The organism is Brevibacterium rongguiense (assembly GCF_009857845.1).
Lineage (GTDB): Bacteria > Actinomycetota > Actinomycetes > Actinomycetales > Brevibacteriaceae > Brevibacterium > Brevibacterium rongguiense.
Map to the genome: position 1 here is coordinate 55,384 of NZ_WWEQ01000009.1, position 15,861 is coordinate 71,244.

The following is a 15,861-nucleotide window of genomic DNA, read 5'->3' on the forward strand; positions in this document are numbered from 1 at the left end:
GCACCGCTGCGCCACCGCTGCCTGCTCATCGAAGACGAAGGCGACTCCGATGTCCAAACTCACGACAGCCCTGACGGCCCTGCTGTCCTACGTCACGGCCTGCGCGCTCATCCTCATGCTGCTCCACGTGGTGGCCCACGCCATCTCCCGGCACTTCTTCAACGCCCCGATCTACGGCACGAACGAGATCGTGTCGTTCTGGTACCTGCCCATCATCGCGCTGCTCGGCATCCCCGCCGCCCAGCTCAAGGGTGAGCACATCGCGGTCACCCTCGTGATCGACCGGCTGGGCGAGGCGTCCGCGCGCATCCTGCGCACATTCGGGGCAGCCCTGGGCTTCGCCCTGAGCGCGGGCTTCGCCTGGTTCGGCCTGGCCAAGGCGATCGAATACACCGCATCGAAGGCGACCGCGGGAGTCACCGACATCGTGACGTGGCCCGTGTACTACCTCGTGCCCCTCGTCTTCGCGGGCCTCGCGCTGCTCTACCTGCTCGCCATCGGCCAGCTCTGGCACCTCGTGCCCGGGCAGGCGCCCGCCGTCACCCCCGACGCCGAGCTCACCGAGCTGACCGACCTCGGCGCCCCGGCCGCGGGGGCGGGCCATGGCAGCACCGAGCATCCGCAGCGACCCGAGGGCGGGGGTGGGCGCGCATGAGCACCTCGGCGACCACCGCCTCGGCCGCCCCGGCGCAGGCTGCGCGCCCCCGCCCCAGGCGCTTCGCCTCGCCCCTGGGCGCGCTCATCGGGCTCGCGGTCGTCGCCGCGTGCACCATCGGCCTGTTCCTGAGCCCCACGCTTGCCGTGGCAGGCGTGTGGTGCATCGCGATGATGCTCTCGCTCATGTTCCTCGAGGTGCCGGTCGCCCTCTCGCTCGCGATCCCCAGCCTCATCGGCGTCTACGGGATCGCCGGGATCCCGGCGGCCAAGAACATCCTCGCCACCGCGCCGTTCCACGCGGTCTCACAGTGGTCCCACTCGGTGCTGCCGATGTTCATCTTCATGGGCATGCTCCTCTCCCACTCCGGCATGACGAGCAAGATCTACCAGGCGACATCGGCCTGGTTCGGGTGGCTGCCCGGTGGCATCGGAATCGGCACGACGTTCGCCGGCGCCGGGCTGGCCTCCGTCTCCGGCTCGACCATCGGCATGACGTATGCGCTGGGGCGCGCGGGCATCCCGGAGATGCTGCGGGCCGGCTACGACAAGCGCATGGCCGTGGGCACCGTGCTCGTGGCGGGCCTGCCCGGCAACCTCATCCCGCCGTCCATCCTGCTCGTCGTCTACGCCGGCATCGCCAACGTCGCAGTCGGCCCGCAGCTCATCGCCGGCGCCGTGCCCGGTGTCCTCATCGCACTGACGTTCGCGCTGTTCACACTGCTCATCGGCGCGTTCGCCCCCCGCCTCGTGGGCCGCGGCCGAGGCGAGGACCGGGAGCCCGTCACCTGGCGGCGCCGCTTCAGGGCGCTCGGGGAGGTATGGGGCTTCCCCGTCATCATGGTCGTGCTGTTCGGCGGCATGCTCTCGGGCCTCTTCACCCCCACCGAGGCGGGCGCCGCGGCGGCCCTCACCGCGCTCGTCCTGTGCCTGTTCTACGCGCGCGGGCGCCAGCCGCTTAGGCTCATCGCCCAGGCTGCCTTCTCCACGGTCACGGCCTCCGCGGCGATCTTCTTCATCATGATCGGCGCGCACATGCTCACCAAGCTGCTCGCCATGACGGGCCTGGCGCAGCACATGACCGACCTCATCCTGGGGATGGGCCTGAGCCGGGTGGCCTTCCTGCTTGTCGTCATCGTGCTCTACCTCATCCTCGGCATGTTCTTCGACACCCTGTCGATGATGCTCCTGACGATCCCCATCCTGCTGCCGACCCTCGAGGCGATGCAGGTCAGCCCCCTGTGGTTCGGCGTGTTCGTCGTCCTGCTCGGCGAACTCGGGATGATCACCCCGCCGGTGGGCATCCTGTCCTACATCGTCCACGCGATCGGCAAGGAGCCCCAGGTGAATCTGGGGCAGACGATCTCCCTGCGCGACGTCTTCACCTCGCTCGTGTGGTTCCTGCCCGTGGCCGTCCTGTTCCTGTTCATCATGATCGCCTTCCCGCAGATGGCGACCTGGCTGCCCGGCCTCATGGCCGGGGGCTCCTGAGACACGCCGGAGGCACCATGAAGAAGATCGCCGCGCTGCTCACGGCCTGCCTGGCCAGCATCGCCCTGACCGGCTGCGCCGGGAGCATCGCCAAGGCCAGCCGCAGCGGGCCCGGCGGGGAGGGCTTCGGCTTCGGCGCCGAGCAGGCCGATGTGAACGCGATCGTCGACCGGCTCGAGCCCACGACGATCACGTTCCAGCCCTCGGCCAGCTCGCCGAAGTCGATCATGGCCGACAACGGCCTGTCCTTCAAGGAATACGTCGAGAAGCGCTCGCACGGCCGGATCATGGTCGACATCGTCTGGGGCCAGGCCATCGCCGGGTACTCGGAGGTCCACGACGCGCTGGCAGACGGGCGCGTCGATGTCTCCTACACCCTGCCCGGGTATCTGCCCACCGACTACCCCGCCGTCAACGCCCTCGGCACCGCGATGTCCGCGCTGCCAGCGGCGCAGCCCGTGTCCGGGGAGCTGATCGCCAACGGCTCCGCCGCGGAGCTCGGCTGGAACAACGAGCAGGTGCTCGAGGAATACGCCGACCGCGGCCTTGTGACGCTCCACCCCTTCATCGCCTCCGGCGGCTACTACGGCATCTGCACGGATCCCCTCACGTCGCTGGCGGACTGGAAGGGCAAGCAGGTGCGCATCGCCACCGCGTCGCAGGGCCAGGTCGTCACGAAGATGGGCGCCTCCCCCGTCTCGCTGGCCTTCCCGGAGACCTACGAGGCCCTGCAGCGCGGCACGGTGGACTGCACCCTGGGCCAGAGGCTGCCGAGCGCGGAGAGCCACATCTTCGACGTCGCGCCGAACATCGCCTACACGACGAAGACGAGCTTCTCCCGCACTCCCGGGGCCTACCTCGCGGGCCTGACGTACACGAAGATGCCGCTGGCCTACCAGCAGATCGTCTTCGATGCGATGGGCGAATCCGCGGGCCGCAACATCGCGACCGTCATGAAGGGCACCGCCGACTCGGTGCGCCAGTCGCGGGCCGCCAAGGGCACGATCGAGGCGATGGACGACGAGGCGCAGACCGCGATCGGCGAATCCTTCAAGGGGCTCGTGCAGCGCGATATCGAGCGCGGCACCGCAGCCGGCGACATCCGCAGCACCGTCGACGAGGTGCAGGCAGCCTGGACCGCCCGCGTGAAGGAGATGGACGTGCCCGACGGCGACCTCGCCACGATGGACAAGTGGTACGACGCCGAGCAGGCGAACTTCCAGGGCTACGCGGACGCCATCACCTCGCTGCCGGGCTGGCGCTCGCACCGGCCCAGCTGAGCGCCCGCCAGCCCGCGCTCAGTCCGCGAGCGCCGCGCGCAGGGCCGCCGAGAGGTCGGCCCAGAGGTCCTCGACGCTCTCGATCCCGATGCTCAGGCGCAGCAGGCCCTCCGGGACGCTGGCCTGCTCGTCGGCGTTGCGGCGGCGGCGCTCGATGAGGCTCTCGACGCTGCCCAGCGAGGTCGCCGGGGTGAACAGCTCGACCGCGTCGACCACGGCATCGGCGGTGGCGGCGTCCGGCAGCTCGAGCGCGATGATGGCGCCGTAGCCGGTCATCTGCGCGCCGGCGCGCGCGTTGCCCGGATCGTCGGGCAGCCCCGGGTAGCGCACCGCGATGCCCGCGACGTCCGTCAGGCGCGTGGCGAGCTCCATGGCGTTGTCCCCGGCGCGCTCGACGCGCAGGGCGAGCGTGCGCAGGCCGCGCAGGGCCAGCCACACCTCGAACGGCCCGGCGATGCCGCCGGCCTGCGCCCGGTGGGCGAGCATGAGCTCGCGCAGCGCCGGATCGGAGGTCACCGCGATGCCCAGGATCACGTCGGAGTGGCCGGAGATGTACTTCGTGGCCGAATGGACGACGACGTCGGCGCCGAATTCCAGCGGCCGCTGCAGCAGCGGGGTGGCGAACGTGTTGTCCGCGACGACGAGCGCGCCGGCCTCCTGCGCCGCGGCGATGATCGCGGGCAGGTCCGCGACCTCGAGCATGGGGTTCGTGGGCGTCTCGACCCAGAGCATGAGGCGCGCCCGGCCGGTCTCGTCCCGGCCGGAGCCGTCCGCGGCGGCGGCCGTGAGGGCCGCGCGCACGGCGTCCGTGTCCGCGATGTCGACGGTGACGAGGCGCAGGCGGCCCAGCTGCTGAGCGGTGAGCGCACCGGACAGCGTGCCCATGTAGCTGTGCCGGGGGGCCACGAGCGTGCCGCCGGGGGCGAGGAGCTCCTGGGCCGCCGTGATCGCGGCCATCCCGGAGCCGAAGACCAGCCCGGGCAGCTGGGCGCCCTCGAGCCGGGCGAGGGCGCCCTCGAACGCCTCCCACGTGCTGTTGTGCGAGCGCCCGTACGTGCGGTCGTCCGGGCCCGGAACGCCGGTGGCCACGAACGTGGCGGAGAGCTCGATGTCGGGGCTGACGGCCGCGTTCGGCTCGCGCGGGGGCCGTCCCGCGTCCACGACGATGGTCTCCGGGGCCAGGCTGCGCTCACTCATGGCCCCCATCGTAGGCCCGCGCCCGCCGGTTTCCGGGCCGCTTCCACCGGCCAAGACTCCCCACGCAGGCGGGCCGCGCTCATTCCTCCGGCGCCGAGGCGAGGGCGAGGAACTCCTGTGCCGCGCCTCGGGGGCGGCGATCGGCGGGCCAGAGGGCGCGCAGCGGGCGGGAGAGGTCGAGGTCCGGGGCGAGCGGTAGCGAGGCGAGCCGGCCGGCCCGCAGCTCCTCGGCGACGGTGAGGGCGGACAGCGCGGCCGGGGCGAGGCCCGCGGCGGCGGAGACCTTGAGGGCCGCGGTCGAGGTCAGCGCCGCCGCGATCGTGGGCCCGCCGTGGGCCGCGAGGGCTGCATCGACGACATCGCGGGTGCCGGAGCCCGCCTCGCGCACGAGCAGCGGCTGGGCCGCCAGGGCGGCGGCCCCGAGCGGCGGGCCGGCCAGGGCGGGGTGGTCGGGGCGGGCGACGACGACGAGCGAGTCGCCGCCGAGGACCCGCCCGCGCACGCCGCCTGGCACCCGGGGCGATTCGATGAACCCCAGGTCCGCGGCGTGCGAGCGGACATCGGCGGCCACCGCCTGCGAATTGGCGACGCGCAGGGCCACGTGCGCCTCCGGGCGCGCGGCGCGGAAGCGGGCGAGCCAGCCCGGCAGCAGGTATTCGGCGATCGTCTGCGAGGCGCTGATGCGCAGGTGCACCGTCTCCTCGCCGCGCAGGGCGGCCAGGCCCGCGAGCAGGCTGTCGTAGTCGCCCATCACCTGCCCCGCCCAGGCGGCCACGGCCGCACCGCGCTCGGTCAGGCGCGAACCGCGCGGGGAGCGCTCGAGGAGGTAGACGCCGTGCACGCGCTCGAAGGCGCGCAGCAGCCGCGAGGCGTTGGGCTGGGCCATCCCCACCTCGCGCGCGGCCAGCCCGATCGAGGCATGGCCGCGCTCCTCCTGCAGCCGCGCGAGGCGGTCGAGCAGCGCGAGCACCCGGGGATCCGGATAAGCCGCGGGCACCCCCACCGGGCCGGGGGCTGCCTGAGAGCGGGAATCGGCCATGCGCCCATCGTGCCATATCAATCCCGCATGACCCGGTGCGGCGGACGCGCCTACCGACCGCGGCGTCCCAGCGGCATAGTGGGACACCATGAGCCCCCAACCCCCAGCCCAGCAGCCCGCGCAGACTCCCGCCCCGCACCCGACGGGCCCGCAGGACGCCCGCCCGGCCGGAGCCTCGGCAGCCTCGGATGCGCCCGCGCCCTGGCCGCACCGCCTCGCCGCCCTGCTGCCCGGCCTCGCACTGTGCGCGGCGGCCGCGGCGCTCGCGGTGGTGCTCTCCGGCGCCATCCCGTTCGCGGGCTCGGTGCTCATCGCAATCGTGCTGGGCGCGCTCCTGCGCAACCTCGTCGCGGACATCCCGGCCGTCTTCGCCCCCGGCATCGCGGTCACAGCAAAGACGGTCCTGCGCCTGGGCATCGTCCTGCTGGGCACCAAGCTCGTACTCGGTGACATCCTCGACCTGGGCTGGGGCGCCATCGTGCTCGTCGTCGTGGTGGTGGGCGTCGGCCTGTCCGGCGCCGCGCTCATGGGCCGCTGGCTGGGGGTGGGCCCCGAGCTCAGCCTGCTCATCGGCTGCGGCTTCTCCATCTGCGGGGCCGCCGCGGTCGCCGGTGCCCAGGCCACGCTGCGGGCCAAGAAGGAGGACACCGCCGCGGCGGTCGCCCTCGTCGTGCTCTTCGGCACGCTCATGATCGCGGTGGTCCCCGGTGTCGCCGCCCTGACCGGCCTCTCGCCCCGCGCGGCGGGCCTGTGGGGCGGGGCCTCCACGCACGAGGTCGCGCAGGTGGTGGCCGTCGGCGGGATCCTGGGGCCCGAGGCCCTCGAGCCCGCCGTCCTCGTCAAGCTCGCCCGCGTGCTCATGCTCGCCCCGGTCATGGCGGTCCTGGGCGGACTGGCACCGCGCATCATCCGCGCCCAGCGGACCGCCGACGCCCACGGCCGGGCCACCGCGCCCGAGGCGCCCGGCAAGCGCCCGCCGATCGTGCCCCTGTGGGTGCTGGGCTTCGCGCTCGCGGCCCTCGTGCGCACGCTGGGCTGGCTGCCCGCCCCCGTCGTGGGCGTGGCCGACACCGCGCAGACCTGGCTGCTGACGGCCGCGATGTTCGCACTCGGCTGCGGCGTCCACGTCCGCTCGCTGCTGCGCCTGGGGTTGCGGCCGCTGCTGCTGGCCGCGCTCACCACGCTGCTCGTGGCGCTCGTCGCCTTCGCCGGCGTCGCGCTCCTGGGCTGAGCCTCCGGCGCGGCGCCGGGCGGAGCGCCCGCGAGCAGGGCTCCCCTCGTGCGCCCACCGGCCGACGCCCCGCAGCACGGTGCCGAGCGGTGCCGGGCGGTGCCGGGCGGCCAGCCCCGCGCGCCTGCGGGGCCGGGGCCGATTGCCTGCGAGAATGGTGGCTCTCCCGCCGCTCGTCCCCACCCCCGGAGCCGTCTCATGGTCACCGCCCAGCTCGCCGCCCTCGCCATCTTCGTCGCGCTCTTCGCGCTCGGCGCTATCCGCGGGGTCCACATCGGCATCCTCATGATCGCCGGGGCCGCCGGCACGGGCCTGCTGCTCGCCCACATGAAGCTCGCGGACATCATCGCGGGCTTCCCGCTCGACATCATGGTGCTCCTCGTGGGCGTCACGTACTTCTTCGCGATCGCGCAGACCAACGGCACGATCGACAAGCTCATCGACCGCGCCCTCACGAAGGTCGGCTCGAACGCCTTCGCCCTGCCCATCGTGTTCTTCCTGCTCACCCTGGGCATCGCCGCAATGGGGGCGCCGCTGGCCGGCCTCGTCATGATGCCCGTGGGCATGCAGGTGGCCCGGCGCTACAACATCGACTTCGCGCTCATGGGCCTGGCGATGTGCTTTGCGATCGGCGCCGGCGGCTTCGCACCGACGAGCCTCTACGGCATCGTCACCTACGGCACCGCGCACAAGGCCGGGATCGCGCTCAATCCGCTGCTCCTCTTCGCGATCGCCCTGGCCACCTACCTCGTGCTCCTCGCCGCGGCGTACGTCATGTTCGGCCGCCGCGGCAAGCGCGCGGCGGGTCTGCGCCTCCACTCCCCCGACCTCGCCCACGCGGGCCCGGCCGGCAACCACCCCTTCGAGCGCGAGAGCGCGCTGAGCAGGGGCGGCGCGACCACGGCGAGCGCGCAGTTCGGCGAGGGCGACGACGAGGCCGCCTACGGCATTTCGGCCGATGACCCGGACGCCGCCGCTGGGAGCACAGCCCAGCCCGCCGAGGAGCAGCCCGGCTCGGCCGCGCCCGCCGAGGCCCGCTTCACGGGCGTGCAGATCCTCACGATCGTCTTCATCGTGGGCCTCATCGCCGCCGTCGTCGCGCTCGCGGCCCTGGGCAGGAAGCCGGACGTGGGCATTCTGTGCTTCGCGTTCGGCGCCGCGCTCACGCTCATCGACCCGGCGACGGGCAGGAACGCGATCTCGAAGATCGACTGGTCGACCGTGCTCCTCGTGGGCGGCATCATCACGTTCGTGGGCGTCCTCCAGGAGATGGGCGCCGTGGACCTGCTGGGCGAGGGCGCCAAGGCGATCGGCTCCCCGCTCGTGGCCGCATTCGTGCTGTGCGCGGTGGGCGGCCTCGTCTCCGCGTTCGCCTCCACCACCGGCATCCTCGCGGCCCTCGTGCCCCTGGCGCTGCCCATGATCGCCGATGGCCACCTGCCCGGCTGGGCGCTCATCGCGGCCCTGGGCGTCTGCTCGGCCGTCGTGGACGTCAGCCCGTTCTCCACGCTGGGGGCGACCGTCGTGGCCACCGCCCCGGATCCCGCGAAGCCGCGGCTCATCCGGATCCTCACGACCTTCGGCATGTCCATGGTGATCGTCGGCCCGATCCTGCTGGTGGGCGGGCTCGTCCTGCCCGCGATGCTCGCCGGCGGCTGAGCCGAGGGGAGTCGGCGGGGCCCGGTGCGCGCCCGGTGGGCGCCCACCGGGATTCTGCGTGGCTCGGCGCGCCCAGCGCGGTTCAGCGAGTCTCTGCGCGCGCCCGCCGGGCCGCCGGCAGGGCGAAGAGCGCGGTGAGCGCCATGGCGATGAGCACGGCGGTGGCCATGATGTTGATGCCCAGGAACCCGCCCAGGCCCAGCACGGTCCCGGCGAAGGCCGCCATGAGCGCCCCGCCCAGGTTCATCGCCGCATCGGAGAACCCCTGGAGCGAGACCCGCGCCGCCGGCAGCGCCTCGCGGGTCAGCAGCGCCGAGCCGCCGATGAGGAACATCGACCAGCCCAGGCCCAGCAGCAGGAGCGCGGTGCTCAGCAGGCCCATCGACGAGGCGGGCCGCAGCGCATCGACGACGCCCAGGACGATCGTGAGCGCGAAGACGCCGGCCCCGGCGCCGATCACGCTGAGCGGGCCGAAGCGGTCGGCCATCCAGCCGAAGACGGGCGAGAGGCCGTACATCCCGGCGATGTGGACGCTGACCACGATGCCCACGGCGGCCAGTTCGAAGCCCTGGTGCTCCATGTGCACCGGCGTCATCACCATGACGTTCGTCATCATCATCTGCCCGGCCACGATCGTCACGATGGCCAGGAGCACCAGCGGCCGGCCGCGCACGGAGCGCAGGGCGGCCACGAGGCCCACCCGCTCCTCGGCGGAGGCACCGCCGTGCCCGCCGTCACCGGGCAGGCTGGCCGCGATGAGGGAGGCGAGCGCGAACGCGACGAGCGAGATGAGGTAGGGCCCTGCGAGCGGGGCAAGGCCCAGGGCCGAGCCGAGCGCGGCGCCGGGCGCCGTGAAGTTGGGCCCCAGCACGGAGCCCACCGTCGTGGCCCACACGACGAACGACATGGCCCGCGCGGCCGCGCCCGGCGGGGCGGAGTCGACGGCGGCGTAGCGGGCCTGCAGCCCCGAGGCCGTGGACGAGCCGCACATCATCATGCCGAGCATGAAGACGGGCATGAACGACAGCGCGGCGCCCAGCAGCACGACGAGCGTTCCGGCGGCCCCGATCCCGAAGCCCAGTCCCAGCGCGAACCGGCGTCCCCGCCGGCCGGCCAGTGCGGCCAGGGGGTAGGCGATGAGCCCGGCGCCCAGGATGACGCTCATCTGCGCGAAGCCGGCCATCGCGGTGTGGCCCGTGATCTTCTCCGCGAGCATCCCGCCCACGGCGTAGCCCGAGGCGGTGCCGGCCCCCGCGAAGAGCTGGACGGCGATGAGGGTGAGCAGGGCGCGCACGGCGCTCAGCCCCTGTCGGAGGCGGGCGGGGCCTCGTCGCCGGCCGCCAGCGGCTTGCTCAGCTCGACGAAGTGCAGGTCCTCGACCTTGGGCTGGCCGAAGCGCTCGTCGCCATAGGGGAAGGGGGAGGTGGCGCCCGTGCGCACCCAGCCGCGGCGCTCGTAGTAGGCGATGAGGTCCGCGCGCCGGTCGATGACGGTCATCCGCATGCCGCTCACGCCCCAGCGCCGCTGCGCCTCCGCCTCCGCGGCGGCCATGAGCGCGCTGCCCAGTCCCCCGCCCTGGCGTCCGGCGCGATTGCGAAGGTGCCGAAGTAGGCGACCTCGCCCTCCCGGCGGATCTGCACGCATCCCAGCAGGTCAGGCCCGGGGGCGGCGAGATCGGGGGCGGCGGCTGCGGCCTCCTCGGCCAGGAGGATCGCGCTGTCGGGCTCGGCGAGCATCTCGAGGGCCATCGCGTGGTCGAGGCGCTGGCCGCCCAGCAGGTCGGCCTCCGTCGTCCAGCCCGCCCGCGAACCGTCCCCGCGATAGGCCGATTCGACAAGCGCCACGAAGGCGGGCATATCGCCCTGGCCCGCCTGTCGCAGGGCGAACGGCGCGCTCCCCGCACACTGCGCATCCTCCGCGTTCGGGGCGGCCTCCGCGTTCGGGGCGGCCTCCGCATTCGGCGCGCTCTCCGCGTTCGGGGCGGCCTGCTGTCCCCGCTGGGCGATCATGCGCGGCTCCGCTCGTAGATGGCGGCCGCGATGGCCGCGTCCTCCCAGGACATCCCGGTCGTCTTGAACACCACGGGGCGCCCCTCGGGGACGAGGTCGCCGTGGGACTCCACCACCTGCTTGAACGTCAGCGCCTCGGCCACACGGCAGTGCCCCTCCCCCTCCGCCAGGACGACGTCGCCCGCCTCCGCCTGGGCCGAGTGGTGGGACTCGACGAGCACGGTGGCGCGGGCCAGCAGCTCACCGGGCACCTCGCGCTCGGCCGGCGAGTGCGAACCCATCGCGACGACGATGGCGTCGTCGGACACCTCGGCGGCGGCGAACAGCGGCTCCGGTGCGGAGGTCGCGGTGACGATGAGCCCGGCGGCGGCCAGTGCGGCGGCGCGCTCGTCGCCAGCCACCTCGTCGGCCTCGATGCCGAGCTCGCGCAGCTCCCCGACGACCGCGGAGCCGCGGCCGACGGCGCGGACGATGACGGCCACGTGCTCGACGGGCACGACGGCGAGCGCGGCGAGCACGTGCGGCACGGCCTGGACGCCGTTGCCGAAGACGGCCAGCCGCACGCCGGCGCCGAACCGGCGGCGCAGCACATCGGCCACTCCGGCCAGCGACACGGCGGGGGTGCGCAGGTTCGTCAGCGCGATGCCGTCGATGATGGCCCGCGGCTCGTGCGTGCTGCCGTCCAACAGCAGGCAGATGCCCTGGATGCGGGGCACACCGTTGGCACCGTTGCCCGGGGTGACGGTGAGGATCTTCGCGGCCGCGTACTCGCCCACCTGAGCGGGCATGAAGAGGAACTCGCCGTTGGCCAGCGGTGCGCTCAGCCGGGGCGAGTCCTCGGCCGGGTCGAAGCCGGCGGCAACGGTGTCGCGCAGCACCGCGATGGCCTGCCGGAAGTCCACGGCGCGGCTCACCGCCTTCGCGTCGATGAATTCCACGTCTCCTCCTGGTGCGGTCGTCTGGTGCAGTCGTCGGGCAGGGTCTGGGGTACGGCGTGGGCCGCGGCCTCGGGCAGGCGCATCGCGCCCGCGCTTGAGCGCCACCCTACGTGGACGCGGGCGTTCCGGGGCAGCGCGTCCGCGCGCGAGATGACGGCGGGAGGGGCGTGAGGAACCCGGGAGAGAACTCCGGGGCTTCGGGAGTACGGGCGCTCGGGAGGGTGGAGCAGGCACCCCCGAGCAGACGGCACCGAGCAGGCACCCCCGAGCAGACGGCACCGAGCAGACGGCACCGAGCGCGGCGGCCGCCCGGCCCGGAATAGCCGGGCACCCCGCGCCGTTTGCCCACCATGAGCGATGAGCGAAGCACCGAGCAGACCGCAGGCGGCGTCACCGTGGCCCACAACGAGGCGCGCGAGCGGTTCGAGGGCCACCTGGGCGACGAGCTGGCCGGCTACGCCGCCTACGCGGACGCGAACGGGGTGCGCGACTTCAACCACACCGTGACCTTCCCCCAGTTCTCCGGCCGGGGCGTGGCCGGCGCCATCGTGAGCGCCGCGCTGAACGCCACCGTGGCCGCGGGCCTGAAGGTCCACCCGAGCTGCTCCTACGTCGACGCATACGTGCGCAAGCACCGCGAATGGGACGACGCGCTGGTCTGAGCCCGCCCCTCGCACCCCGGCGCTGGCCCGAACCCCCGCGCTGGCATGAGCCCCGGTGCAGGTCTGAGCCCCCGGGGACTGGCATCGCCCGTGCACCGGCACGAGCAGTGCCTTGCCCCGCGCGCCGATGCGGCCCGCCTGGCGCGCAGCGCAGCCCGAGCGTGCCCGCCCCTCAGCGCTCAGTGCTCATCCCTCAGTGCTCAGTGCTCAGTGCTCAATCCAGCGTGAGCTTGCCCAGGTAGTCGGCGAGCACGCGGGCGTTGTTGTGCTCGGTGTCCTTGGCCCCGAACAGCAGCACGAGCCGAGGCCGCCCGGACTCGCGCGCCCGCTCCAGCAGCGCGCGCGGCGCCTGCGTGTCCGCCAGCTCGTGCTCGTAGGCGCGGCGGAAGTCGCCCCACGCCATCCCCTCGTGGTGGAAGCGCCGGCGCAGCTCCTCGCTGGGCGCCACGTCCTTGTCCCACGCCACTCCCGGCAGCGCCGCCTTCGCCACGCCGCGGGGCCACAGCCGGTCGACGAGCACCGCGCAGTCCCCCTCGGCCGGCTCATAGCCGTAGACCCGCGCGGTCCCTATGCTCAGCTCATCGCTCATGCCCCCACCGTAGCCCCGCGCATCGGCACCCCCGCACGCCCGCGCGCTCGTGCACGGCGGGGCACCCGCCCAGGACACCCGGCCACGGCGCGCAGACGACCCCGAACCCCGGGCACCGGATCCCTCGGTGGGCAGGCGGTCAGGCCGGTGCCGAGCCAGTGCCGAGCGGCCGGTGGACAGGGGGCGCGAGACCCGCGAATCCGCGGCTACACTGACCGCAAGCCCCCAACCGAAAGGCACGATCATGGACCTGCAGGCCATCCTCGACTCGATTGAGACCGGTGTCTTCATCGGCGGCACGTGGCGCCCGGCGGAGGGCGGCAAGACCATCGAGGTCATCAACCCCGCCACCGCCGAGGTGCTCACCACCGTGGCCGACGGCTCGGAGAACGATGCGCTCGAGGCCATCCGCGTGGCCGGAGAGACGCAGCAGACCTGGGCGGCCACCGCCCCGCGCGAGCGCGGTGAGATCCTGCGCCGGGCATGGGAGCTGCTCATGGAGCGCCAGGACGACATCGCCGCCGTCATGACCGCGGAGATGGGCAAGAGCTTCGCCGAGGCCAAGGGAGAGGTCGCCTACGGCGCCGAGTTCTTCCGCTGGTTCTCGGAGGAGGCCGTGCGGATCGGCGGCGACTTCACGAAGTCGACCGACGGTGCCAACCGCCTCATGATCTCCCACGAGCCCGTGGGACCCGCCGTGCTCATCACCCCGTGGAACTTCCCGCTGGCGATGGGCACGCGCAAGATCGGCCCCGCCATCGCCGCCGGCTGCACGATGGTCTTCAAGCCCGCCAAGCTCACGCCGTTGACCTCGCTCATGCTCGCGCAGGCGCTGCAGGACGCGGGGCTGCCCGCCGGTGTGCTCAACATCGTGACCTCCCAGTCCGCGCGTCGAGTCGTCACACCGTGGATGGAGTCGGGCATCGCCCGCAAGGTCACGTTCACCGGCTCGACTGAGGTGGGCATCGGGCTGCTCGAGCAGGCGGCGCAGAACGTCATGAAGACGTCCATGGAGCTGGGTGGCAACGCCCCGTTCATCGTCTTCGAGGACGCGGACATCGACAAGGCCGTCGAGGGCGCGATGCTGGCCAAGATGCGCAATGTGGGCGAGGCGTGCACCGCGGCCAACCGCTTCTTCGTGCACAGCTCCGTGGCCGATGAGTTCTCCCAGAAGCTCGCCGAGCGCATGGGCGCCATGACGATCGGCAACGGCCTGGACGAGGGGGTCGAGGTGGGACCGCTCGTCGAGGAGCCGGCGCTGGAGAAGGTGCAGGCGCTCGTCGACGGCGCCGTGGAGAAGGGCGCCACGGTGCTCACCGGCGGCAAGCGCGTCGACCGCCCCGGCTACTTCTTCGAGCCCACCGTGCTCACGAACATCGCCGAGGACTGCGAGCTGCGCCGCGAGGAGATCTTCGGCCCGGTGGCGCCCATCATCACGTTCGACACGGAGGACGAGGCGCTCGCGCAGGCCAATTCCACCGATTACGGCCTGGCCGGCTACATCTACTCGGAGAACATCGGCCGTGCGCTGTCTGCCTCCGAGCGGCTCGAGGTGGGCATGATCGGCCTCAACACCGGGCTCGTGTCCAACCCGGCCGCGCCCTTCGGCGGCGTCAAGATGTCCGGCCTGGGCCGCGAGGGCGGCCGTGTGGGCATCGAGGAGTTCCTCGAGACGAAGTACGTCGCGGTCCCCCGCGACTGAGCACGGGGCTCTCCGCACACGACGAGGGCGGTCTCTCCAGTTGGAGGGACCGCCCTCGTCGTGTGGGCGCCCGGGCACGCCCCGCTCGGGGCTCGCGCGGGGCCGTGCGCTCAGGCCCGGCGGCGGGCCAGCGCGTCGTCGATCTTCGCCTGTGCGCTGTGGGCCGTGGAGCCCGGCCGGGGCGGCCGGTCCGTGCCCAGGGCGGCGCGGCCGTGCGCCAGGGGGTCGGACGCCGAGGCGCCAGCCGCGGCATCCGCCACGGGCTCGGCAGCGTCGCCGGCCCGGGCGGCGTCCTCGATCTCCGGCCGGTAGCCGAGCTCGGCTGCGAACCGCTCGGCCAGCGATTCGCGGGCGGCCGGGGCCGCCGACGACGCGTCGGCGACGACCGGCTCCACCGGTTCGCGGGGGGCCTGCGGCACCTCGGTGTAGGTGGGGGCGGGCACGCGGGCGGGCTTCCAGCCCACGGACCCCAGGCGATCGGCCAGCGGGTCGCGGTGCTTGGCCGTGCGCTCGGTCTCCGCGGCCTCGGCGGCGGATTCCTGGTGGGCCACGCGCACGGGCTCGGCCGGACCCAGGTGCAGTTCCGGAGCCGCGTGGCGACCGGCGGTGCTTGCGGCGGGCGCGGTTTCGGCGTCGGCCTGGGTGGCCTGCGCCGCAGTCGAGGGCCCTTGGGTGGACTGCGCCGGGGTGGACTGCGCCGCGACGACGGGGATGGGCCCGGTCGCGGCCTCTTCGGCAGTGGTGCGGGCGCGGGCCGCGCGGCGGGCGGCGGCGTGGGCGACCGCGGCCCCGGCAGGCTGATAGGCACGGAGCTCGCGCTCGGCGGTGCCGTGGTCGGCGGTCCCCGCCGCCTGCGGCTGCGCACCGTGGGCGGTGGTCGCCGTCTGCTGCGTGTGGGCGGCGGCGCGGCGCTGCGCGGCGTCGGCCACGGAGATGACCTCGCGCACCGGGGCCGCCGCGGCGGGGCGGCCGGCCTGCGCGCGGTCCTCCCCGGGCCCGGCCAAGCCGGCGCGGTGCCGGGAGCGCGCCTCGACGGCGGCGGGCCGGGTGCCGTGGTTCCGGCGACCGGCTTCGCGGGAGGTGCGGGGCGCAGCGTCCTGGGTCGGGGCGTCCTGGGGTGCGGTGTCCTGGGGTGCGGTGTCATGGGACATCCGGCCCGCGTCGTGGGACTCCGCCGGGGCGCGCAGGCCGTTGAGGGCCATGACGACGAGCAGGCAGCCCAGCGCAAGGGCCAGGCTGAGCACCGGCACACCCCATGACAGCGCGGTGAAGAGGCAGCAGGCGGCGGTGATGAGCGCGAGCAGCCCGAAGGCGGCGAAGCCGAGCCCCAGCGCGCGCATGGCCCGGCGCGGCGGCGCCTGGCGCCCGGCTGCCTTGCGCGCGGGTGACTGCGCGGCCGAGCGCGCGCCC

The 15,861-nt window shown here is 73.8% G+C and carries 15 protein-coding genes; 7 read left to right on the top strand and 8 right to left on the bottom strand.

From position 1 onward, the window contains the following. Positions 1 to 49 precede the first annotated feature (49 nt). The 3 genes from GSY69_RS03580 to GSY69_RS03590 are packed head-to-tail and all read left to right on the top strand — an operon-like array spanning position 50 to position 3,425. Entirely contained in the window at positions 50 to 655 is a 606-nt protein-coding gene (locus tag GSY69_RS03580; RefSeq protein WP_160952514.1) for a TRAP transporter small permease, read from the top strand. Further along, entirely contained in the window at positions 652 to 2,145 is a 1,494-nt protein-coding gene (locus GSY69_RS03585; protein ID WP_160952515.1) for a TRAP transporter large permease, read from the top strand. Before GSY69_RS03580 ends, GSY69_RS03585 begins: the two co-directional genes overlap by 4 nt. Positions 2,146 to 2,162: 17 nt before the next feature. Next, positions 2,163 to 3,425, top strand: a complete 1,263-nt coding sequence (locus tag GSY69_RS03590) for a type 2 periplasmic-binding domain-containing protein (RefSeq protein ID WP_160952516.1) — start codon at positions 2,163 to 2,165, stop codon at positions 3,423 to 3,425. 18 nt (positions 3,426 to 3,443) lie between these two features. Here GSY69_RS03590 and GSY69_RS03595 read toward each other — a convergent pair whose 3' ends face one another. Both GSY69_RS03595 and GSY69_RS03600 read right to left on the bottom strand, forming a co-directional pair. Continuing rightward, complete coding sequence (locus tag GSY69_RS03595) at positions 3,444 to 4,631, bottom strand: trans-sulfuration enzyme family protein (RefSeq protein WP_407925001.1); 1,188 nt, start codon at positions 4,629 to 4,631, stop codon at positions 3,444 to 3,446. A gap of 70 nt (positions 4,632 to 4,701) precedes the next feature. Beyond that, positions 4,702 to 5,661 (bottom strand): LysR substrate-binding domain-containing protein, encoded by a 960-nt coding sequence (locus tag GSY69_RS03600; RefSeq protein WP_160952518.1) that lies wholly within the window; start codon positions 5,659 to 5,661, stop codon positions 4,702 to 4,704. 88 nt (positions 5,662 to 5,749) lie between these two features. Between GSY69_RS03600 and GSY69_RS03605 the strand changes: the two genes are divergently transcribed. Then, a complete protein-coding gene (locus tag GSY69_RS03605) occupies positions 5,750 to 6,892 on the top strand; it encodes a YeiH family protein (RefSeq protein ID WP_160952519.1) in 1,143 nt (380 codons plus the stop codon). 198 nt (positions 6,893 to 7,090) lie between these two features. Continuing rightward, entirely contained in the window at positions 7,091 to 8,551 is a 1,461-nt protein-coding gene (locus tag GSY69_RS03610) for an SLC13 family permease (protein WP_160952520.1), read from the top strand. A gap of 82 nt (positions 8,552 to 8,633) precedes the next feature. Here GSY69_RS03610 and GSY69_RS03615 read toward each other — a convergent pair whose 3' ends face one another. Genes GSY69_RS03615 through GSY69_RS03625 form a run of 4 tightly spaced genes read right to left on the bottom strand, consistent with a single transcriptional unit; the run spans position 8,634 to position 11,498 of the window. After that, positions 8,634 to 9,845, bottom strand: a complete 1,212-nt coding sequence (locus GSY69_RS03615) for an MFS transporter (RefSeq protein WP_328698751.1) — start codon at positions 9,843 to 9,845, stop codon at positions 8,634 to 8,636. Positions 9,846 to 9,850: 5 nt separating this feature from the next. Next, the gene (locus GSY69_RS14435) at positions 9,851 to 10,102 is read right to left on the bottom strand and encodes a hypothetical protein (RefSeq protein WP_235936254.1); all 252 of its coding nucleotides are present in this window, start codon (positions 10,100 to 10,102) and stop codon (positions 9,851 to 9,853) included. Next, entirely contained in the window at positions 10,060 to 10,560 is a 501-nt protein-coding gene (locus GSY69_RS14440; protein ID WP_235936255.1) for a hypothetical protein, read from the bottom strand. The genes GSY69_RS14435 and GSY69_RS14440 overlap by 43 nt, the downstream gene beginning before the upstream one ends. Continuing rightward, positions 10,557 to 11,498: an ornithine cyclodeaminase family protein gene (locus GSY69_RS03625; RefSeq protein WP_160952521.1), complete on the bottom strand. Its 942-nt coding sequence runs from the start codon at positions 11,496 to 11,498 to the stop codon at positions 10,557 to 10,559. The genes GSY69_RS14440 and GSY69_RS03625 overlap by 4 nt, the downstream gene beginning before the upstream one ends. Positions 11,499 to 11,848: 350 nt before the next feature. Here GSY69_RS03625 and GSY69_RS03630 point away from each other — a divergent pair, with 350 nt between their 5' ends. Further along, positions 11,849 to 12,160, top strand: coding sequence for a GNAT family N-acetyltransferase (locus GSY69_RS03630; protein ID WP_160952522.1), 312 nt, complete (start codon positions 11,849 to 11,851; stop codon positions 12,158 to 12,160). A 214-nt stretch (positions 12,161 to 12,374) separates the two neighbouring features. Here the strand turns inward: GSY69_RS03630 and GSY69_RS03635 are convergent, their stop codons facing one another. Then, positions 12,375 to 12,749, bottom strand: a complete 375-nt coding sequence (locus GSY69_RS03635) for a DUF488 domain-containing protein (RefSeq protein ID WP_160952523.1) — start codon at positions 12,747 to 12,749, stop codon at positions 12,375 to 12,377. Between the two features lie 244 nt (positions 12,750 to 12,993). Here GSY69_RS03635 and GSY69_RS03640 point away from each other — a divergent pair, with 244 nt between their 5' ends. Continuing rightward, positions 12,994 to 14,451, top strand: coding sequence for an NAD-dependent succinate-semialdehyde dehydrogenase (locus GSY69_RS03640; RefSeq protein WP_160952524.1), 1,458 nt, complete (start codon positions 12,994 to 12,996; stop codon positions 14,449 to 14,451). A 110-nt stretch (positions 14,452 to 14,561) separates the two neighbouring features. Here the strand turns inward: GSY69_RS03640 and GSY69_RS03645 are convergent. Further along, the coding region (locus GSY69_RS03645) for a hypothetical protein (RefSeq protein ID WP_160952525.1) at positions 14,562 to 15,861 on the bottom strand (1,300 nt) is incomplete at its 5' end.